This is a genomic window from Streptomyces tailanensis, assembly GCF_008386495.1.
GTDB lineage: Bacteria > Actinomycetota > Actinomycetes > Streptomycetales > Streptomycetaceae > Streptomyces > Streptomyces tailanensis.
The window spans coordinates 1-20450 of sequence record NZ_VTHJ01000041.1; the positions used below are offsets into that span (position 1 = coordinate 1).

16 protein-coding genes and 1 pseudogene are annotated in these 20450 nt (G+C 70.4%); 6 read left to right on the forward strand and 11 right to left on the reverse strand.

The annotated features are described in order from the left end of the window. Positions 1-41 precede the first annotated feature (41 nt). The 4 genes from F3T56_RS28760 to F3T56_RS28775 all read right to left on the reverse strand — a co-directional run bounded on the left by F3T56_RS28760 (position 42) and on the right by F3T56_RS28775 (position 7054). Positions 42-2018 carry an ATP-dependent DNA helicase gene (locus F3T56_RS28760; protein WP_149828295.1) on the reverse strand — a complete coding sequence of 659 codons (1977 nt, stop codon included), beginning with the start codon at positions 2016-2018 and terminating at the stop codon, positions 42-44. Between the two features lie 327 nt (positions 2019-2345). Then, positions 2346-3083 (reverse strand): GNAT family N-acetyltransferase, encoded by a 738-nt coding sequence (locus F3T56_RS28765; protein WP_149828296.1) that lies wholly within the window; start codon positions 3081-3083, stop codon positions 2346-2348. Positions 3084-3229: 146 nt separating this feature from the next. Further along, complete coding sequence (locus F3T56_RS28770; RefSeq protein ID WP_425473641.1) at positions 3230-5353, reverse strand: IucA/IucC family protein; 2124 nt, start codon at positions 5351-5353, stop codon at positions 3230-3232. Between the two features lie 198 nt (positions 5354-5551). Beyond that, positions 5552-7054: a diaminobutyrate--2-oxoglutarate transaminase family protein gene (locus F3T56_RS28775; RefSeq protein WP_149828297.1), complete on the reverse strand. Its 1503-nt coding sequence runs from the start codon at positions 7052-7054 to the stop codon at positions 5552-5554. Between the two features lie 440 nt (positions 7055-7494). On the opposite strand from F3T56_RS28775, the gene F3T56_RS28780 reads away from it, so the two are divergent. The 4 genes and pseudogenes from F3T56_RS28780 to F3T56_RS28790 all read left to right on the forward strand — a co-directional run bounded on the left by F3T56_RS28780 (position 7495) and on the right by F3T56_RS28790 (position 10352). Next, positions 7495-8718, forward strand: a complete 1224-nt coding sequence (locus F3T56_RS28780; protein ID WP_149828298.1) for a trypsin-like serine peptidase — start codon at positions 7495-7497, stop codon at positions 8716-8718. Between the two features lie 105 nt (positions 8719-8823). Further along, positions 8824-8958: pseudogene (locus F3T56_RS49415) on the forward strand (LysR family transcriptional regulator); the annotation flags it as partial. A 375-nt stretch (positions 8959-9333) separates the two neighbouring features. Further along, positions 9334-9642 (forward strand): hypothetical protein, encoded by a 309-nt coding sequence (locus F3T56_RS46440; protein WP_172639185.1) that lies wholly within the window; start codon positions 9334-9336, stop codon positions 9640-9642. 263 nt (positions 9643-9905) lie between these two features. Continuing rightward, positions 9906-10352 carry a hypothetical protein gene (locus tag F3T56_RS28790; protein ID WP_149828299.1) on the forward strand — a complete coding sequence of 149 codons (447 nt, stop codon included), beginning with the start codon at positions 9906-9908 and terminating at the stop codon, positions 10350-10352. Between the two features lie 229 nt (positions 10353-10581). Here F3T56_RS28790 and hflX read toward each other — a convergent pair whose 3' ends face one another. The 6 genes from hflX to miaA all read right to left on the reverse strand — a co-directional run bounded on the left by hflX (position 10582) and on the right by miaA (position 18899). After that, positions 10582-12078 (reverse strand): GTPase HflX, encoded by a 1497-nt coding sequence (hflX, locus tag F3T56_RS28795; protein WP_149828300.1) that lies wholly within the window; start codon positions 12076-12078, stop codon positions 10582-10584. A gap of 262 nt (positions 12079-12340) precedes the next feature. After that, the gene (locus F3T56_RS28800; RefSeq protein WP_149828301.1) at positions 12341-13834 is read right to left on the reverse strand and encodes a M1 family metallopeptidase; all 1494 of its coding nucleotides are present in this window, start codon (positions 13832-13834) and stop codon (positions 12341-12343) included. Between the two features lie 91 nt (positions 13835-13925). Then, positions 13926-16094, reverse strand: a complete 2169-nt coding sequence (locus F3T56_RS28805; RefSeq protein WP_172639186.1) for a RelA/SpoT family protein — start codon at positions 16092-16094, stop codon at positions 13926-13928. A gap of 297 nt (positions 16095-16391) precedes the next feature. Further along, on the reverse strand, positions 16392-17285 hold the full coding sequence (gene dapF / locus F3T56_RS28815) for a diaminopimelate epimerase (RefSeq protein ID WP_149828302.1): 894 nt from the start codon (positions 17283-17285) through the stop codon (positions 16392-16394). A 42-nt stretch (positions 17286-17327) separates the two neighbouring features. Next, complete coding sequence (locus F3T56_RS28820) at positions 17328-17852, reverse strand: hypothetical protein (RefSeq protein ID WP_149828350.1); 525 nt, start codon at positions 17850-17852, stop codon at positions 17328-17330. 108 nt (positions 17853-17960) lie between these two features. After that, positions 17961-18899 carry a tRNA (adenosine(37)-N6)-dimethylallyltransferase MiaA gene (miaA, locus tag F3T56_RS28825; RefSeq protein WP_149828303.1) on the reverse strand — a complete coding sequence of 313 codons (939 nt, stop codon included), beginning with the start codon at positions 18897-18899 and terminating at the stop codon, positions 17961-17963. A gap of 180 nt (positions 18900-19079) precedes the next feature. Here miaA and F3T56_RS28830 point away from each other — a divergent pair, with 180 nt between their 5' ends. Then, on the forward strand, positions 19080-19340 hold the full coding sequence (locus tag F3T56_RS28830; protein WP_149828304.1) for a hypothetical protein: 261 nt from the start codon (positions 19080-19082) through the stop codon (positions 19338-19340). Positions 19341-19362: 22 nt separating this feature from the next. Then, positions 19363-19611, forward strand: coding sequence for an antitoxin (locus tag F3T56_RS28835; RefSeq protein WP_149828305.1), 249 nt, complete (start codon positions 19363-19365; stop codon positions 19609-19611). Between the two features lie 64 nt (positions 19612-19675). Here F3T56_RS28835 and F3T56_RS28840 read toward each other — a convergent pair whose 3' ends face one another. After that, complete coding sequence (locus F3T56_RS28840) at positions 19676-20392, reverse strand: class III extradiol dioxygenase subunit B-like domain-containing protein (protein WP_149828306.1); 717 nt, start codon at positions 20390-20392, stop codon at positions 19676-19678. Positions 20393-20450: the final 58 nt, after the last annotated feature.

Sequence of the window (20450 nt, forward strand, 5' to 3'; positions counted from 1 at the left end):
TGGGCCGTCCCAGTTGGGACGGCCCAACCAACAACCGGTTCTCATTGCTCTTCCGTCTCCTTCGCCGCCTGGTCGATCGCGGCCAGCGACCTGCGCACCTGGTTACGGTCCGTCGTGTACCAGAAGTCGGGCAGTGACGCCTTGAGATAGCTGCCGTAACGGGCGGTCGCGAGCCGCTGGTCCAGTACGGCGACCACGCCGCGGTCCCCCTGCGCTCGTACGAGGCGGCCGGCGCCCTGAGCCATCAGCAGGGCGGCGTGCGTGGCCGCGACGGCCATGAAGCCATTGCCACCCGCTTCCTCGACTGCCTTCTGGCGGGCGCTCATCAAGGGGTCGTCGGGACGCGGGAACGGGATCTTGTCCATGACGACCAGCTGGCAGCTGGGGCCGGGCACGTCGACGCCCTGCCAGAGCGAGAGCGTGCCGAACAGACAGGTCCTCGGGTCTGCCGCGAAACCCTTGATCAGCTCGCCGAGCGTCTCCTCGCCCTGGAGCAGGATCGGGAATTCGGGGATGCGGACTCGCAGTTCCTCCGCCGCCAGCTGGGCCGCCCGCATCGACGAGAACAGGCCGAGCGTACGGCCGCCCGCCGCCTGGATCAGCTCTGTGAGTTCGTCCAGCATGTCCGCCCGGTCGCCGTCGCGCGCGGGGCGCGACAGGTGTTTGGCGACGTAGAGGATGCCCTGCTTCGGGTAGTCGAAGGGCGAGCCGACGTCGACGCCCTTCCACTGCGGGACGTCGTCTCCTTCAGTGCCCTCCGGCGCCAGGCCGAGTGAGGCCCCTACGCCGTTGAAGTCGCCGCCCAGCTTGAGCGTGGCCGAGGTCAGGGTGACGGATCGGTCCGTGAAGAGCTTCTCCCTCAGGAGACCCGAGACGGACATGGGGGCGACGCGCAAGGAGGCGCCGAAGCGGTCGTGGCGCTCGTACCAGACGACGTCCCACTCGGAACCGTGGGTGATCCGCTCCGCCACGTCGTGCACGTTCTCCACGGCGGCCAGTGCCTGTTTGCGGACCGCGTCCTCGTCCTGGACGGACTTGTCGCGGGTGCTGCCGAGCGCCGTGATCACCGTACGGGCGGCGTCGCGCAGCGCCATGAGGGCGTATGCCAGGTCTTCCGGGATCTCCTCCAGGCGCCCCGGCAGGGCCAGCTCCATGAGCCGCTCGAAGCCCTCGGCGGCGGTCTGGAGCTGGTCGGCCGCCTTCTCGTTCACGAGCCTCGCCGCCCGCTTCACGGCGCGGTTGACCTGGCCGGGGGTGAGCTCGCCGGTGGCCACGCCGGTGACCCGTGAGACCAGTTCGTGGGCCTCGTCGACGATCAGCACTTCGTGCTGCGGGAGCACGGGGGCGCCTTCGATGGCGTCGATCGCGAGAAGCGCGTGGTTGGTGACAACGACCTCGGCGAGCTTGGCCCGCTCCCGGGCCATCTCTGCGAAGCACTCGGCGCCGTACGCGCACTTGGAGGCGCCCAGGCACTCCCTGGACGACACGGAGATCTGGGACCAGGCGCGGTCGGACACACCCGGGGTGAGGTCGTCCCGGTCGCCGGTCTCGGTCTCCTGCGACCAGTCGCGCAGCCGCAGCAGGTCCTGGCCCAGCTTGCTGGTGGGCGCGGCCGCCTCGAACTGGTCGAAGAGCCCGTCCTCCTCGTCCTGCGGCATGCCCTCGTTCAGCCGGTGCAGGCACAGGTAGTTCGACCGGCCCTTGAGCATCGCGAACTCGGGGCGGCGGCGCAGCAGCGGATGAAGCGCGTCGACCGTCCTCGGCAGGTCCCGCTCCACGAGCTGCCGCTGCAGTGCCAGCGTCGCCGTGGCCACGACAACGCGCTCCCCCTGCGCGAGCGCGGGAACCAGGTAGCCCAGCGACTTACCGGTGCCGGTGCCAGCCTGCACCAGCAGATGGGATCCGTCGTCGATCGCCTCCGCGACGGCTTCGGCCATGGTCACCTGGCCGGGGCGCTCCATGCCGCCGACAGCGGTGACGGCAGCGTGCAGGAGTTCGTGGAGTGAGGGCTTCGTCATAGCGCGACCACCCTACGGGTCGGCACTGACAAGCGGGTGGTCAAGGGGGAGGCGGGGGGCGTGAGGGACGGGATCAAGACCGGGTTCTCTTCGACGGGGGGTGGGGTGGAAGTGACTGAGGAGTGGATGGGAGGGCTGGAGGGGTGGGTGGGTGTGGCTGGAGGCATGGGCGGGCGTGGCCGGAGGAGCTGGAGCACTGGGCCTGCTGATTCTCGCGCGTCGGAATTGGCTCGGCTCGACCGGGAACCGGATCGGCGCGGGCGGTGTACCAGGAATGACGGCGTCACAGCAGATCCACATCGGACCTATATCGGACCCATATCGGCACTACATCAGATCGCGCAGGAGCCGGTCTCGGACCATGAGGGCGGCCCGCTTGTCCGGCAGGTCGACCTCGGCGGAGAACCGGAAGCCGGCGCTCAGGAAAGCGGAGACGGAGGGAAAGTTGTGAAGGTCGGGTTCCGCGATGACGCGGGCACACGAGGGGCGTTTGTCCAGGACGAGTTCGGCGACGGTACGGAGCAGGGTGGAGCCGAGACCTCGCCCTCGGTCGGCGACGGGACCGATGAGGAGGTGGATCCCGGTGTCGTGGGGTCGGGCGGGATAGTGGCGGGCGATGGGGTCGAGGTCTGCCCTGTAGATCTCCCAATAGCTCATCGGGGTGCCGTCCAGCAGCCCGAGGCACGGCACACTGCGTCCGTCGCCGTCGAGCTGGGTCCGGAGGTGCTCCGCGGTCACGGCCTCGGGACCGGCGAGCTTCCAGTACGACGCAACGGTGGAGTCGTTCATCCAGCGGGAGATGAGCGGAAGCTCCCGTTCCACACGGACGGGGAGGAGGTGCAGGGTGCCTGCCGGGGTGACGACCGGCCCCCAGTCGGCGAGATGGTCGAGCAACTCGCCGTTAGCCGAGGGCTCCCCCTGTTCCCCTCCGTTGCCCCCGCCAAATGCATCGGTGTCCTCGGCCAGTCGCGCGAGGAACTCATCGGGCAGGCGCAGGTCGAGCGTGTCCTCGTTGCTCGGGGCCGGGGCGGTGCCGGTGTCGGTGCTCGCGTCGGTGGGAGGCACGGCGACACTCCTCTCAGGGGTGGGGGTGGGTCATGTTCCTCGGGGCTGAAGGGAGTCGGAGTACGGACTTGGTCGGCGGGTCGGGTCAGCGGGTCGGCGGGTCGATCAGGAATGAGAAGAGTTGGAGGTCGGGGTGGTGTGGTCGGTCAGGAATGGAGGGGGTTGGCGATGGTGACGTAGACGGACTGGGTGTCGACCGGACCGACGAGTTCGTCGAGGCCGTGCAGGCGGGTCAGCAGGTTGGCCTTGCAGCGCAGGACGGGTGAGTCGAGCAGGTGGGCCGGCAGGGTGGTGTTCAGCCGGGCGGGGCCGGTGGCCACATCGGTGAGGAAGCGGCGGAAGGCGGCGAGCAGCAGTTGTTCGTCGGCGAGACGCTGGGAGCCGAACGCACCGATGAGGCCGAGCACGTTGTTGATGCCGAGGTAGTAGGCGAACCGTTCGTCGGTGACCTCGTCGGAGACGAAGGTGTCGCTGTGCTCGCCGATCCCGGGCAGCCGGCCGTCGAGGTCCGCGCGACGGGACTCTCGGAAGTAGTAGCCCTGGTTGTCGCGGTACCGGCCACCCACGGGCCAGCCATCGGGGCCCAGCAGGAGGAGCGTGTTCTGCTGATGGGCTTCGAGGGCGATCCCGGCTTCACTGTCCAGCCACAGCACGGGCCGCACGACGTGCTCCAAGTAGCGCAGGAACCACTCGGCGGCGACTGCGCCTCGGGAGCGGCCGGTGCGGGCGGCGAGACGGGTGACGACATCGGCAAGTCGGGACCCCGTGGTGGGGCGCTCCTGCGGCTCACTGCTGCGGCTCGCCTGCAGGTCGCCGTGGGTGTACGGCCTTGGTGACACGAGTCCGGCGACGCAGGACGCGTCCTCCGCCGGGCCGAAGGGGTTGTGCCGGATCACCACGTTCAGGCCGGGCGCGGGATCGCCGTCGGGTGCGGTGACCGCCAGCCAGGCCGGGTCGCGGACGATGTCGAATCCGGGGTGGGCCGCCTGCCACTGTCTGGCCAGGCCGGTGCGCAGGAGGCGGTGGACCTCGACACCGCGATGCAGTTCCTTGGAGAGGTTTTCACGACGGGAGTTGGTGATGCGTAGGCCCAGCGAGAGCTTCAGCATCGCTGGGGCGCCGGTGCGGTGGACGGTGCGGACGGAGGAGGTGGGGTGCCATGGGGAGCCGTGCGGGCCGAGGTCCCGTAGCAGCCCGGCGTCCAGCAGGGCCGCTACGGCCGAACGGTGCCGGACCTCGCGCAGTTGCCAGGGATGGAGGGGCAGTGCGGCGTAGCCCTCGGGCAGCGGCAGTCCGGTTCCCGCGAGCCGTGCGGTCAGTTGCTCGGCGGGGACTACACGGCCGCGCTCCGTCCAGGCCGAGTCGGTGGACAGGACGGACGGCGCGACCGCCAGCCAGTGCAGAGGAAAGGAGCCACGCAACTCGGGTGAGAAGAGCCGCGCTTCGGCGTCGGAGAGTCCCTCCCTGCTCTTCGGGGTGGGATGCAACGGATGGCCGAGGACAAGAGCCTGCTCGGCGGCGAGGAACAGGTCCGCGCTGTCGACCGGCCGAGCCCGGCGCTCGGCGATGAACACGGCGACGCGTCGGGCGGAGTCGGCAACCCTGCCGACCAGGTCGAGCTGGTCGGCGGTGACGGAGGCGGAGCTGTGCGCCGCGGTGGGCCGGAGCGCATGAGAGCCCGGCTCGTATGTGGCCCGTGCAGCCGCCTCCCTGGCCAGTAGGGCCGCCACGGTCACGGCGTCGACGGGAGGTGCGCACGCGGGGGCGCCAGCGAGGTGTGGAGGACCGAAGCGGTGCCAGCCGGTCGGGGACCAGTAGTGGATCGGGACGAGGAGGGTCGTGCCCATGGTGGGAAGCGGGATGCGGAGGGTGCCATCGATGGAGAAGGTGAGGTCGTGCTCGCGTACCCAGCAGCGCAGCAGGCTCTCCACGGCTGCCGTCTGGGCCGCGGTGTGCGGGTCGGGGTGGTCCAGGGGGTCGGCGACAGGTCCGGACCAGTGCTCGGTGTTCCGGGTTCCGTCCTTCTGTCGAGGGAGCGACTGAACATGCCCATGAAGCGGCTCGGCCGGCTCAGGGGCCTGCTCGGTTTGCCGGGAGCCCTGCGCTGACGGCCGAGAAGCGGATCCGATCGGCTGCGAGCCGGGCTCGGCGGGTTGGAAATCTGGTGCGGCTTGGTGGGACGAGGATTCGGCGGGTGGCGGGAGCGGCGCCTGCGGGGTGGCGGCTTCTCTCCCGTAAGGGTGGGTGCGGACTTCGGATGCGGAGGTCACGTGCAAGGTGGTTCCTGGAGATGCTCGTGCGGGCGGGCGGTCGCGCGGTCATGCGGTGGTGCGGAGTACAGGCTTGATCAGGGGGAGTCCGGAGCCGTGGCGGTGTGGGGCGGCACCGGGGCAGGTCGGCTGGTTCGGGGGCCGATTCGGAAGCAGGGCGCTGCGCATTCCGACCTGCTCCTCAGGCCGTCTCGTCGCTCAACCGCCCGGCGCGCGCCCACGACTCCCCGGTCGCTCAGCCAACGGGTTTCCCGGTCCTCTCCCCGCAGCGGCCGCGGCCACCGAGGCGACGGCATCCGCCAGACGATCGAGTACGGCGTTCGCCTGCTCATCGGTGATCGTGAGGGGTGGGAGGAGGCGTACAACACCGGCGTGGCGTCCGCCCAGTTCGACGATCAGGCCACGGCGGAGGCACTCTCGTTGAACCGCGGCGGCGAGAGAGGGAGCGGGCGGGTACGGGCCGGTGGTGCCCGAAAGCGGAGCTGCATCCGGGGCGTCCGGGGCGACCATTTCGATGCCGATCATCAGCCCCCGTCCCCGTACGTCGCCGATACACGCGAACTCACCCATCAACTCGCGGAGTTGGGAGAGCAGGCGGGCGCCCAGGGCTTCGGCCCGTTCGGCGAGGCCGTTCTCGCGGACGTGGGCGAGGGTGGCGGTGCCGGCGGCCATGGCGAGTTGGTTGCCGCGGAAGGTGCCTGCGTGGGCGCCGGGCTGCCAGACGTCGAGGTCGTCGCGGTAGACCACCACCGCGAGGGGAAGGCTGCCGCCGATGGCCTTGGACAGGACCATGACGTCGGGCACGACTCCACTGTGTTCAACCGCCCAGAAGCGGCCCGTGCGGCCCACGCCCGTCTGGACCTCGTCGGCGATGAGCGGGATCGAGCGCGCGGCGGTGATCTCGCGCATGCGGCGCAGCCAGCCGTCCGGCGCGGGGATGACACCGCCCTCGCCCTGGACGGGTTCGAGGATCATCCCTGCGGGCAGAGGGACGCCGGACTTGGCGTCGTCGAGGACGGACTCGGTCCAGCGTGCGGCGAGTTCGGCACCGCGCTCGCCGCCGACGCCGAACGGGCAGCGGTAGTCCTGGGGATACGGCAGACGCGCCACCCATACATCGCACGCGCCCCCGGATGCCTCAAGCGCCCCAGCGGTCATCCCGTGGTAGGCGCCGGTGAAGGCGAGCATCCCGGTGCGGCCGGTCGCCGCCCGCACCAGTCTGAACGCGGCCTCGACGGCGTCCGTTCCGGCGGGCCCGCAGAACTGCACACGGGCGCGGTCGGCGAGTCCGGGCGGGAGGGTGCGGAACAGTTCGGTGGTGAAGGCGTCCTTGACCGGAGTGGCCAGGTCGAGGACGTTCAGCGGGGCGCCCGAGTCGAGCACCTTGCGGATCGCCTCGAGTACGACCGGGTGGTTGTGGCCAAGAGCGAGGGTGCCCGCGCCGGACAGACAGTCGAGGTAGCGGCGGCCGTCCGCGCCCTCGATCGTCAGGCCGCGGGCCCGTACCGGCACGATGGGCAGGGCGCGTGCGTAGGTGCGCGCGGCCGACTCGCGCGCGGACTGCCGCCGCAGGATCCCCTCGTGCGCCGAGCGCGCTCCGTCGCACTCCCGCCGTGTGCGCGCCCGTTCGTCCTCGTACCCCGAACACGCCCGCTCGGGCTCTCGCCCCGCGGGCGCCACCGCAGACTCGGTCACCGCCACTACTGCACTTCCTCCCGCTGTTCAGAGGCGAGTTGGCAGGGGTCACCGAGCAACGGCGAATCCCCCGCACGTACCAACGACGCGACCCGCACGGGGAAGCGGGTGAGGCGAAGATCCTTGAGGTGACGGAACCACTGCCGCTCCGTTGACAGCGCCTGGTGGAGAATTGCCGGATCGAAACAGCCCGTAGCGAAACCGTTGCCGTTCTCTCGGATGTCCCCCACAACGACCGCATAGTGTGTGGTGCCGTTCCGAAGGGCTCGGCACCGCGGATCCGTACCAGGCCGCGCGTACGACCACTACGTACAAAGAAGCAGACGTGCGCAACCGCGCGCGTGCCGTCTCGGAGACGTACAAGGAGGCGGCGGGCGTGCGGAGGAGCGTACGCGATCCGCTTCGGCAGCACAGAGTTCTCTTACGCCCCAGGGGGAGTTCAGACCATGCGATCCATACGCCCGCTCTTTGCCGCTCGTCGTGGAGGGAGCACGCGCCGCAGAACCTCCCCCGTGCTGGCCGCGGTCGGCCTCGCCACCGCCCTGTCGTTGACCGCCACCGCCTGCGACTCGGGTGACACCACGGCCAACGCCGAGGCGTCGGCGTCCGCCCAGGACAACGGTGGCGACGGCAAGATCCAGATCCCGGACGACATCAAGGACAAGCTCAAGGAACACGGGATCGACCTCGACAAGTGGCGGGGCGGGGCCTGGAAGAACTGGGACAAGGACGACTGGCTGCGCGAGGCCGAGGACTACGTCAACCCGATCATCGAGGACCTGTGGGACCCGGACCGGATGCGGGACGCCGAGGAGCCGGAGAAGGAGGTAGACGAGAACGACCTCACCGGTGACCAGGGCGTCACCGACCCGACGCCGGAGTCCATCGACGCCGAGGCCGTGTCGACGAAGTACCACGACAACGCGCCCGAGGCGGGCAAGGTCTTCTTCGACGCGCCCGAGGGCACGATGGTCTGCTCGGCGACGGTGGTCCAGGACCCGGCCAACCCGGGCAAGTCCAACCTCGTGTGGACCGCCGGCCACTGTGTGCACGCCGGCAAGTCGGGCGGCTGGTACCGCAACATCGCCTTCGTTCCCTCGTACAACGACAGCGGTCTGTCGGCGTCGGAGCTGCAGACTGCCACGAAGGAGGAGGTCGCCCCGTACGGCGTCTGGTGGGGTGACTGGGCGCAGACCTCGGACCAGTGGATCGAGCAGGGCGGCCAGACGGGTGGCGACGGAGCGCCGTACGACTTCGCGGTCATCCATGTGACGCCGGAGGAGGGCAACGGCGGCAAGTCGCTGGAGGAGACGGTCGGTTCGGCGCTGCCGGTGGACTTCAACGCGCCCGCCGTGCCGCAGGTGAAGAGCATCACCGCCACCGGATACCCGGCCGGGGCCCCGTACGACGGCGAGACGATGTACCAGTGCACGGACAAGCCCGGGCGGCTGTCGCTCGTCGAGTCCGACCCGACGATGTACCGCATCGGCTGCACCATGACCGGCGGTTCGTCCGGCGGCGGCTGGGTGGCGACCGGTTCGAACGGTGAGCCCGCACTCGTGTCCAACACGTCCATCGGCCCGGTGAGCGCGGGCTGGCTGGCCGGTCCGCGGCTGGGCAAGGAGGCACAGGGCGTGTACGAAGCGGTGAGCGAGAAGTTCGCGCAGTGACGACAGGCAGTCGTCGCTAGGCGTCAGCGAGGAGCGATGGTTCGGGCCGTCGAATCGATCCGGGTGACCGGACCGGTTCGACGGCCCGTGCGCGTACTCACCGTGATGCGTAGCCGCGGCACCCGCGCGTCTCGGCGCCTGCACATTACGCAGCCCGCGCTTTCCAAGCAGATCGAACAGCTGGAGCGCAACCTCATGCTGCCGTTGCTGAAGCGCTCCGGCCGTTCCGTGACCCTGACCGCCGCCGGCCGGGCGATGCTGCCCGGGGTGCGTCGGCTCCTGGCCGACTGGGAGGGCGTACTCGGCGCGGCCAAGGAGGCGACGGCGGAGGAGAAGCGGACGTTGCGCGTCGGGTTCATCGCGAACGCGGCGACCGAGCTCACGCCCCGGGGACGGGAACTTCCTGTTCACCGACCCCGGCCAGGTGGACCTGGAAGCACTCATCGACCACGGGGTCCTGCCCGAGGGCACCCCCCACACCACCGTGGCCCTCAACGAGCTGTACCCGCACGCCCGTTATGGCCTGAACGGGGACCGCTCCGCCCGCCGCACCGACCGCGAAGCGATCGCCCGCATGGTCGACGCGACCGTCCGGGCCGGGGCGGGCGCGCCGAGTTGCGCGAAGTGTTGCGGGGTGTCGCCGCCGAGAACATCGCGAAAGGGCCGATTGCGGAGGTGCCGGGTACCGGCACGGTGGCCTATCTGGACGCCTGGGTCAACGCCATAACCGTCGAACTCACCTGGTGCATCGTGCACTTCGACGGTCTGCTCAACGCCTGGTTCACCGTGCTGCGTGTGATCGACGAGACGGGCGCCGAGGACGAGCTGGGCAGGGACTTCGTCGCCAGTTACAACGCCGAGGTCCCGGACCGGATCAAGGTACGCAACAACAACCTGCTCGGCCCGACGGGCTGGGGTAGTTGAGGACACCATGCCCGAGAACCTGTCCCTGACGACCACAACAACCTCCGTCGGCTCAACCACTCCCACCGGAACGGCAGGCCCACCGGCCGGCGAGGCCGTGCCCACCGAGACCGGCCACCCGGTCCCCGGCCGCCTACCAACTGGAGTCGAAGGAAGGTACCCGGCCTGGTCACCCGGCATGTCGCCGAACTCGCCCGGGAGACCGGCCGGCCGCTGACCTGGCCGCGCTCACGGCCACCGCCCGGCCGACCGGCGGCGACTACATGCGCACGTGGACCCGGGTCCTCGCCGAGGACGACTACCTCACGGATCCGCCCGGTCTGCTGTCCCGCCAGAAACTCCAGCTCGGTGCTCTCTTCGACGCGTTCTACTTCCTCGGCCCGGACGACGTGCACGGGTTCTTCCGCGCGGACTCGGGCGGCGGGGGTTCGCTGGTGGCCACGGTGGAGGCCTACTTCGCCCGGAAGTACGCCATCGACCCCGACTTCTGGAGCGACTTCGGGACCGTTCCCGGCGGACGGCTCCCACCGCCCGCTGGATCTCACGGACCCGGAGGACACGCAGATGCGGGAGGCCCGGTGCAAGGAGTTCGTCCGCTTCTACACCGTGCGCGCGGGCGGCTCGTACAGCCTCGGCTGCCACGACGAGTGGAACATCTTCGTCCGGCTGAACAAGGCGCGCGCCGAGCACCCCGCCTACGGCCTCGGTGAACTGATCGCCGCCTACTACGGCGGCCGGGCCCGCTCGATGGCCGAGAGCGAAATGGGGACCTCCCCCGGTTACGAGGTCACGGACACCGGGACCACCTGGCCCGGGGATGACGGGGGCGTGCGGGGCACCGAGCGGCCGGTGCCCCGCACAGACCGAAGGCCCGCCCCTCGGCGGAGGGGTCGGGCCTTCAGAACGTACACGTGCCTACGCGTACGGCGGATCAAACCGTCAGGCCGTCCGCGCCGGAACATACGGCGCCAGATCCGCCGCCAGCTCCTCGTGCACCCGTGCCTTGAGCAAGGTGCCCTCCGGGGTGTGCTCCTCGGAGATCACCTCGCCCTCGGTGTGGGCGCGGGCGACGAGCTTGCCGTGCGTGTAGGGCACGAGTGCCACGATCTCGACCGAGGGACGCGGCAGCTCGTTGTCGATCAGCGCGAGCAGTGCGTCGATGCCCTGTCCGGTGCGGGCCGAGACAGCGATGGAACGCTTCTCGATCCGCAGCAGCCGCTGGAGCACCAGTGGGTCGGCCGCGTCCGCCTTGTTGATCACCACGATCTCGGGCACATCGGTCGCGCCCACGTCACGGATGACCTCGCGTACGGCGGCCAGCTGCTCCTCTGGCGCCGGGTGCGAACCGTCGACCACGTGCACGATCAGGTCGGAGTCGCCGACCTCCTCCATCGTGGAGCGGAACGCCTCGACGAGGTGGTGCGGCAGGTGCCGTACGAAGCCGACGGTGTCCGCCAGCGTGTACAGCCGCCCGCTCGGGGTCTCGGCCCGGCGCACGGTCGGGTCGAGGGTCGCGAACAGGGCGTTCTCGACCAGGACACCCGCGCCGGTGAGGCGGTTGAGCAGCGAGGACTTGCCGGCGTTGGTGTAACCGGCGATGGCGACCGAAGGTACCTTGTTCCTGCGGCGCTCCTGCCGCTTGATCTCGCGGCCGGTCTTCATCTCCGCGATCTCCCGGCGCATCTTCGCCATCTTCTCGCGGATCCGACGCCGGTCCGTCTCGATCTTGGTCTCACCGGGACCACGGGTGGCCAGGCCGCCGCCCTTGCCGCCGCCCATCTGCCGGGACAGCGACTGACCCCAGCCTCGCAGTCGCGGCAGCATGTACTGCATCTGTGCGAGCGCGACCTGCGCCTTGCCCTCTCGGGACTTGGCGTGCTGGGCGAAAATGTCGAGGATCAGGGCCGTACGGTCGATGACCTTGACCTTGACGACGTCTTCGAGGTGGATGAGCTGCCCGGGGCTGAGCTCACCGTCGCAGATGACGGTGTCCGCGCCCGATTCGAGGACGATGTCCCGCAGCTCATTGGCCTTGCCGGAGCCGATGTAGGTGGCCGCGTCCGGCTTGTCGCGGCGCTGGATCACACCGTCGAGCACGAGGGCGCCCGCGGTCTCCGCGAGGGCGGCCAGCTCGGCCAGCGAGTTCTCCGCGTCCTGCACGGTTCCCGAGGTCCAGACACCGACGAGTACGACCCGCTCCAGGCGGAGCTGGCGGTACTCGACCTCGGTGACGTCCTCGAGCTCGGTGGAGAGGCCCGCGACGCGGCGCAGAGCCGCGCGTTCGGAGCGGTCGAACTGGTCGCCGTCCCGCTCTCCGTCGATCTCGAAGCTCCAGGCGACGTCCTCTTCCATCAGGGCATCGGCCCGAAGACCTTCGGGATTGTTCTGCGCGAAGGCGCGCTGTGCGGCCTGGGAAGGGGAAGAAGAGGAGGTCATTGGGTCCTTACGTCGAGGGGATACCGATGTGGTGACGGATCACGACCCGTCACTGGCGACAACGCCCGGGGCGCCCGGGAGATTCCCCGAACCGCCTCCGGCCGACCCTGAACCCGCCCCTAGGGGATCGGGCCCGTCCACCGGATCGGAGGTGGGCCGCGCCGCCGACTCGAAGATGGTCGCACGGCACGCCCCGTCTCGTCACCCGGGTTATTCCCGTCCGCACCCGGGTGGTATCCGTCCACCACCTACCGCCCACCGCCTACCGCTTGGCGGAAGCCCGCGCCGCACTCGACTTCCAGTCCGGGTGCCCCGGCATCGGCGGCGTCTTCTCCTGGTAGAGCCAGGCGTGGAAGAAGCCGTCGAGGTCACGTCCGGTGGTCCGGGAGGCGAGCTCCTGGAAGTCTGCGGTCGACGCGACGCCGTCCCGGTGGATGCCGACCCAGGTCCGCTGCAGCCGCTCGAAGGCGGGGCGGCCGATCTCCTCGCGCAGGGCGTAGAGGAAGAGCGCGGCTCCGTCGTAGACGTTGGCCCGGAAGATGCCGATCTTCTGGCCGGCCTCGGGTGCCTTCGGTGCCCCCGGCGGTCCCCCGGCCGCGCGCCAGCGGTCGGAGGCACCGTAGGCCTCCTTCATGCGCGCCTCCATGGGCCGGCCGGCCTTCTCCTCCGCGTACAGGGCCTCGTACCAGGTGGCGTGCCCCTCGTTCAGCCACAGGTCGGACCAGGTGCGCGGGCTGACGCTGTTACCGAACCACTGGTGGGCCAGTTCGTGCACCATGATCGACTCGACGTACCACTTGGGGTACTCGGGGCTCGTGAAAATGTCTCTCTCGAAGAGAGAGAGGGTCTGCGTCTCCAGCTCGAACCCGGTCTGCGCCTCGGCGATCAGCACGCCGTACGTCTCGAAGGGGTACCGCCCGACCTTCTTCTCCATCCACTCGATCTGGGCCGGTGTCTTCTTCAGCCACGGTTCGAGCTTCGCGCGGTCCTTCGCGGGTACCACGTCGCGGACGGGCAGGTTGCCGGGCCCTGTCCGGTGCAGTACGGCGGAGCGGCCGATGGAAATCTGGGCCAGTTCGGTGGCCATGGGGTGCTGGGTGCGGTACGTCCAGGTAGTGGCCCCGGGGGCGCGGTCCCTCCCAACCGCGAGGCCGTTGGAGACGGCCGTGTAGCCGTCGGGAGTGGTGACACGGACGGTGAACATCGCCTTGTCGGAGGGGTGGTCGTTACAGGGGAAGACCACATGCGCGGCATCGGCCTGGTTGGCCATGGCGAGCCCGTCCGCGGTGCGTACCCAGCCGCCCTGGTCGTCGCCGGTGTACACGGGGTTGCTGGTGTGCCGCACGGCGATGCGCACCCGGCTGCCCTCGGGGAGCGACTCCGGGGGCGTGATCACCAGGTCCTCTCCCGCGCTCGTGAAGGAGGCGGGTGCTCCGTCGACCTCGACGGAGCGCACCTTCCCGTGCGAGAAGTCAAGATTGACCAGTTCCAGCGGGGAGGTCGTCCGGGCGTCGATCGTGGTGACGGCCGTGAGCGGCTCACGGTTGCTGCCGGGATAGGTGAAGGCGAGGTCGTACGCCTCCACGTCGTACCCCGGATTGCCGAGGTACGGGAAGAGCCGGTCGCCGATGCCGAGGGGGACGGCGGGCGAGGGCGCGCTCGCGGCGATCAGGCAGACGGAGACGGCGGAGGCGAGCAGCGCCGCCTTGGTACGGCGGATCCTGGGGCGAAGCCAGGGGCGGAGGGTGAGCGGCATGGACCACCGCTACCAGCGCGCTTCCCCGCCGCGGTGACGACGCGCAGCGGGCACACTCGAACGAGGTCCCACCGGGTGCCGCCCACCGGCGTCACCGTGACGCGGCCGCCGCCTGGTGCTGCGCGCGCCCCACGTCGTACACCCCCGGCACGTTCCGCATGGCCCGCATCAGGCCCGGGAGGTTTGCCACGTCCGGGAGTTGCAGCGTGTAGGTGTGCCGGACGCGCTGCTGGGTCGGGGGCTCGACGGTAGCGGAGACGATGGCGACGCCCTCCAGGGCGATGGCCTCGGTGAGGTCGGCGAGGAGGTGGGGCCGTTGGAAGGACTCGGCGACGAGGGTGACCCGGAACTCGGTGGTGTCCCCCCAGCGCACGTCGACCGCGGCGCGCCCCAGGCCTTTCATGCGCGCCACGGCGGCGCACTCGACGCGGTGCACGGTCACCACTCCCCCGCGAACGGCGAACCCGGTGACGTCGTCGGGCGGTACGGGCGTACAGCAGCCGGCGAGGCGTACGTTCGCCTCAGGCCGGCCGGCCACGACCACGGCGTTCGCGGCGTCGGAGGGGGTGGCGGGCTCGTCGGGGGCGGGGCGGGGGGCGGGTGTCTCGTCCTTGCGTTTGTCGGCCTGCGCCTCCTGCTCGTCGGCGGCGGGCGAGGGGTGGGTGGCGAGCCAGCGCTGGATGGCGATGCGCGCGCCGGGCGTACGGGCGTGCTCCAGCCACTCTCTGGAGGGCTCCGAGGCCGGGTCCTGACCCATGAGGAGTTGAACGGTGTCGCCGTCTCTCAGAACCGTACTCAGGGTCGCCAGGCGGCCGTTGACGCGGGCGCCGATGCAGGCGTGCGCGTCCTCGCCGTACTGCGCGTACGCGGCGTCCACGCAACTGGCGCCCTCGGGGAGCCCCAACGTGCCCCCGTCGGGCCGGAAGACGGTGATCTCGCGGTCCTGGGCGAGGTCCTCACGCAGGGTGGACCAGAACATGTCGGCGTCCGGCGCGGCCTGCTGCCAGTCGAGGAGCCGGGAGAGCCAGCCGGGGCGCGTGGGGTCGACGCGCTCGCCGTCGCCGCCGACCCGCTCCCCGTCCGCCTGCTCCTCCGAAGGAGGAGCGTACGGATTGCCGAGCGCGACGACGCCGGCCTCGGCGACCTTGTGCATCTGGTGCGTACGGATGAGGACTTCGGCGACCTGGCCGTCCGCGCGGGCGACGGCCGTGTGCAGCGACTGGTACAGGTTGAACTTCGGTACGGCGATGAAGTCCTTGAACTCCGAGACGACCGGCGTCAGGCAGGTGTGCAGCTCGCCCAGGACGGCGTAGCAGTCGGCGTCCTCGTTGACGAGCACCAGGAGGCGGCCGAAGTCGACGCCGCGCAACTGGCCGCGTTTGCGGGAGACCCGGTGCAGGGAGACGAAGTGCCTTGGCCTTATGAGGACTTCGGCCTGGATGCCAGCCTCGCGCAGGACCCCGCGCACCTCGTCGGAGATCTCGGCGAGCGGGTCGGTGTCCTGCGCGGCGTTGTCGACGATGAGTTCGCGGGTGTGCTGGTACTCCTCGGGGTGGAGGATCGCGAAGACGAGGTCCTCCAGTTCGGTCTTGAGCGCCTGGACGCCGAGCCGTTCGGCGAGCGGGATCAGCACGTCCCTGGTGACCTTGGCGATGCGTTCCTGCTTCTCGGGGCGCATCACGCCGAGGGTGCGCATGTTGTGCAGCCGGTCGGCGAGTTTGATCGACATCACGCGGACGTCGTTGCCGGTGGCGACGAGCATCTTGCGGAAGGTCTCGGGCTCGGCGGCTGCCCCGTAGTCGACCTTCTCCAACTTCGTGACACCGTCGACGAGATAGCGCACCTCCTCGCCGAACTGCTCGCGTACCTGATCGAGCGTCACGTCGGTGTCCTCGACGGTGTCGTGGAGCAGTGAGGCCGTCAGGGTCGTTGTCTCCGCGCCGAGTTCGGCGAGGATCAGCGTCACGGCGAGCGGGTGTGTGATGTACGGCTCACCGCTCTTGCGCATCTGGCCGCGGTGCGAGGACTCGGCGAGGACGTACGCCCGGCGCAGCGGATCCAGATCGGCGTCGGGGTGGTGGGCGCGGTGGGCCTCGACGACATGGCTGATCGCGTCGGGCAACCGGTCGCGGGTTGTGGGGCCCAGGAGTGCGGCGCGGCCCAGACGGCGCAGGTCGATACGAGGTCGGCCCTTCCTGCGGTGCGCTGTGGGCGGCGCAGGGGCGGGCGATACGGCGGGGTTCGTGGCCTCCGCGCTCATGGGCACCTCCGGCTGCGTGGACCGGCGGACGGGTGTCCCAAGGCGTGCGGCGGCTCAGGGATCGTGTCGTTCCCCCGTCCGTGCCGGTGCTTGATGCTACCGAGCCCACCACGCCCGTCCGACCGCCTCTCGCCGAGCGTGAAACGGATCACCCATTCGAGCGAAGGTTCCGGCCTTTACGGTTTCGAGCCACCCGACCAGGAGTGCGCCATGGATTCGAATCCCTCAACGCCTGTTGGGCTTGGATGCATGCGGCGTCCGAGGCACGGACGCCGCCATATCAAACCTGACAGCAGCTCAACCCGCCGCGCTTTCCAGCCACTTGGCGTCGAACTCGCCCTCGGCCACGATCACCGCGGGACCTGTCATCTCGATCTCACCGTCAGGTCGTTCGGTGATCACCAGGGTTCCGCCGGGCACATCGACGGTGTACGTCGCCGGGGTGCCCGTCACGGCCGGGTCGGCGCCGTCGCGGCGGGCGGTGGCCACGGCGACGGCACACGCGCCCGTGCCACAGGAGCGGGTCTCTCCGGAGCCGCGCTCGTGGACCCGCATCGCCACATGGCGCGGGCCGCGGTCGACGACGAACTCGACGTTGACCCCGTCCGGGTAGGCGGAGGCGGGGCTGAAGGGCGGCGTCGAGTACAGATCGCCGGCGTCGGTGAGGTCGTCGACGAACGCGACCGCGTGCGGGTTGCCCATGTTCACGTTGCGCGCGGGCCAGCTGTGCTCGCCGACGCTCACCGTGACGTCCCCTTCGGGGAGGCGCGCCTTGCCCATGCCGACGGTGATGTCACCCTCGGCTGAGCCGCCGACGGATGCGGCCTTGGCGATGTGGACGCGCTTCAGGCCTCCGCGCGTGGCGATGGTGAGGTCGCCCTCGCCGGCATGACCGGCGTGCTGGAGGTAGCGGGCGAAGACCCGTACGCCGTTGCCGCACATCTCCGCGATCGACCCGTCGCCGTTGCGGTAGTCCATGAACCACTCCGCCTCGGCCGCCAGCTCCTTGGCCTCCGGGTGCGCGGCCGACCGTACGACATGCAGCACGCCGTCGCCTCCGATGCCCGCACGCCGGTCGCACAGCGCGGCGACGGCGGCCGGGGACAGGTCGATGACGTTGTCGGGGTCCGGGACGATCACGAAGTCGTTCTCGGTCCCGTGACCCTTGAGGAAGGCGATCCGCGTGCTCATCCCTCGATCGTACGGTCTCGCTACGACACCGCGCCCTAGACCTCAGCGGAGGCGGGCCACCCGCCACACGGCCAGTACGGCCACGGCGGCGACGACCAGCGCGTAGGCCAGGACGACGCGCCAGTCGGGGCGGCGTCCGGAGCCCCGCTGGGGCAGGCCGGGCCAGGTGTAGCCGACCTTGCGGGCGGCCATCATGCCCCAGCCGGCGGAGGTGGAGCAGATCAGCAGGCCGAGCATGGCGACCACGGCGCCGCCGTCACCGAACTCGAAGGCGAGCGGGAAGGCGAACATCAGGGAGCCGACCGCGGCGAGACCCACGATGGGCGCGAGCTGCCACAGACGCAGTCTGCGCTGGGGGCGCAGTTCGACCTCGACCTCCGGTGCGGACATCTCGTCCGGTTCCGGTCCGTCGTCGGTCACACCGCCGGGAGCCTGGTCGTCGGGCCCGTCCGGGCTCAGCCGTTCGCCGTCGGAGTCCAGTGCGTACCCCTCGGTAACCAGCTGTTCCCTGTCCTCCGCGGTGCCGTGCTCCGTACCTTGTGCGGTGTCGCGAGGGCCGGCCTCCATCGCCACGCGCCCTCCCAACTCGGACTCCACTTGGTCGATCGAAGCTCGATGATGGCACGCCCCCGATGGCCGGGATGACCGGCGGTGCGACCCGATGCCATGACGTGATCAGGCTGTGACCGGTCGTTCGATCAACGCCAGGGCGAGCCGCGGGAGTTCCGTCAGGTCCGCGACACCCCCTTTGAGCCAATGCACCCGCGGGTCGCGCCTGAACCATGAATCCTGGCGGCGCGCGAAGCGCTTGGTGGCACGTACGGTCTCGGCGCGCGCCTCGCCCATGGTGGACTGCCCGGCCAGCGCCGCGAGGACCTGCTGGTAGCCGAGCGCACGCGACGCCGTACGCCCCTCGCGCAACCCCTGCGCCTCCAGTGCGCGCACTTCTTCGACGAGCCCGGCGTCCCACATGCGGTCGACCCGGCGGGTGATGCGCTCGTCGAGTTCGGGGCGCGGCACGTCGACGCCGATCTGGACGGTGTCGTACACCGAGTCATGCCCCGGGAGGTTGGCGGTGAAGGGCTTTCCGGTGATCTCGATCACTTCGAGAGCGCGGACGATGCGGCGGCCGTTGCTCGGCAGGATCGCGTGCGCGGCCTCGGGGTCGGCTGCGGCGAGCCGGGCATGCAGCGCGCCGGAGCCGCGCAGGGTGAGCTCGTCCTCCAGGCGGGCACGGACCTCGGGGTCGGTGCCGGGGAACTCCAGGTTGTCGACGGCCCCGCGGACGTACAGCCCGGAGCCGCCGACCAGGATCGGCCAGCGGCCCTCGGCGAGCAGGGCGTCGATGCGGGCCCTGGCGAGCCGCTGGTACTCGGCGACACTGGCGGTAACCGTGACGTCCCAGATGTCCAGGAGATGATGCGGGACTCCGTCGCGCTCCTCGGGGGTCAGCTTGGCTGTGCCGATGTCCATCCCCCGGTAGAGCTGCATGGAATCGGCGTTGACGACCTCGCCGCCGAGGCGCTGGGCCAGAAACACACCCAGATCGGACTTGCCCGCCGCGGTGGGGCCGACGACGGCGATGACCCGCGGGGCGGGGACTGCGCTAATCACCGCCCCAGTCTCGCAAATGTCGGGGCCTCTTCTCGAACGAGCTACGTGACGCGACGCGGCCGGGGTCGTTGCGTGTTGCGAGTTCGATGCGCCGGCTCCGAGTGCCGGTGACCCGGCTGACGCAATCCGACGCTCCGGGAAGCGCGGGAATTAACCCGCATGAGTAGCATTGAGGTTGATATGGGCGTTTTTTCACTGTTCCGTCGGAAGGCGAAGGACGCGGAGGAGACGGCCGAGACGGCCACCGCGACGGCTGCCGAGACCGAGGCGGAAGGGGCCGACCAGCCCGAGGACAAAGCCCGGACCGAGGGCGAGACCAAGGACGCGGCGGCCGACGCCGAGACGGAGGAGACCGGCACGGCGGACGAGGTGGAAATCCCCAAGCAGCAGACCGCCGAGCAGGCCGCCGACAAGGAGGCCGGTGAGGGCGCCCGCAAGTAAGTGACGCGCGGGAAGGTGAACCATGGGTCTTCTGGATAACGTGAAATCCAAACTATCCCCGGCCAAGGACAAGGTCTCGCACCTCGCGCAGAAGCACGAGGACAAGATCCAGCACGGTCTCGACAAGGCCGCGCATGCGGTCGACAAGAAGACCAAGGGCAAGTACAGCGACAGGATCCAGTCGGGCACGGGCAAGGCGAAGCACGCCATGGACCGACTCGCGCACAAGGACGACGAGGGCGGCTCGATGCCTCCGCCTCCGGCTTCCTGAACACCCTCACATCGGCGGACGGCCGCGGAGCACATCGGGCTCCCGGCCCTCCGCCGCGTTCGACCTACGACCAGGTGGCTACCAGATAGCCCACCCCGTACGGCGCGTCGTCGTACAGGAGGCTGCCGCTCAGGTCGGCACCCTCGGCGGCACCGGCCAGGATCTGCCAGGGGGCGCGGCCGGAGGCCTTCAGCTCGCGTGCGAGCCCGGTGTCCAGCGCCTTCAGGGCCGCGGTGTCCGCGTCGGCGAGCGCACGCGCGACCTCCGCGTCGAACCCGGCCGCGCGGTCGTCCAGGTATCCCGGGGCCTTCAGCGTGCGGCACGCACTGGCGTCGCCCATCACCAGCAGGGCCACCCGCTCGGCGGACCCGGAAATGTCCCTCCCGACTTCGATACACCGCTCGGCGCCGAGAGGTTCCCCGATGCCGAGACCCTCTACGGGAGCGTCCGCCCAGTCCGTGTGGTCCAGCAGCCAGGCGGCCACGGCGAGGGAGGCGGGCAGTTCCCGCCCGGCGGCAGCTGTGTCCGCCGTACCACCACGTCCCAGGCGTACGTCTACGTCCACCGCGAAACCCCTGAACGAACCGCGCTCGCCCTCCGCGTACGAACGGCTCTCCGCGGCGGGCCCCACGACCACCAGCCGGTCGGGCCGGGCGGCGGCGAGCACCCCGAGCGCGTCCGCGCACGCGTCCCGGGCCGCATTCAGCTCGGGCGCCGCCCCCGCGGCGACCTCGGGCACGAGCAGCGGCGGACAGGGACAGACGGCGGCGGCGACAAGCATGAGGCGCAGGGTAACTTCCAGCAGCTGACGTGGGGCGCGACCGCGCCCGTCAGGAGGC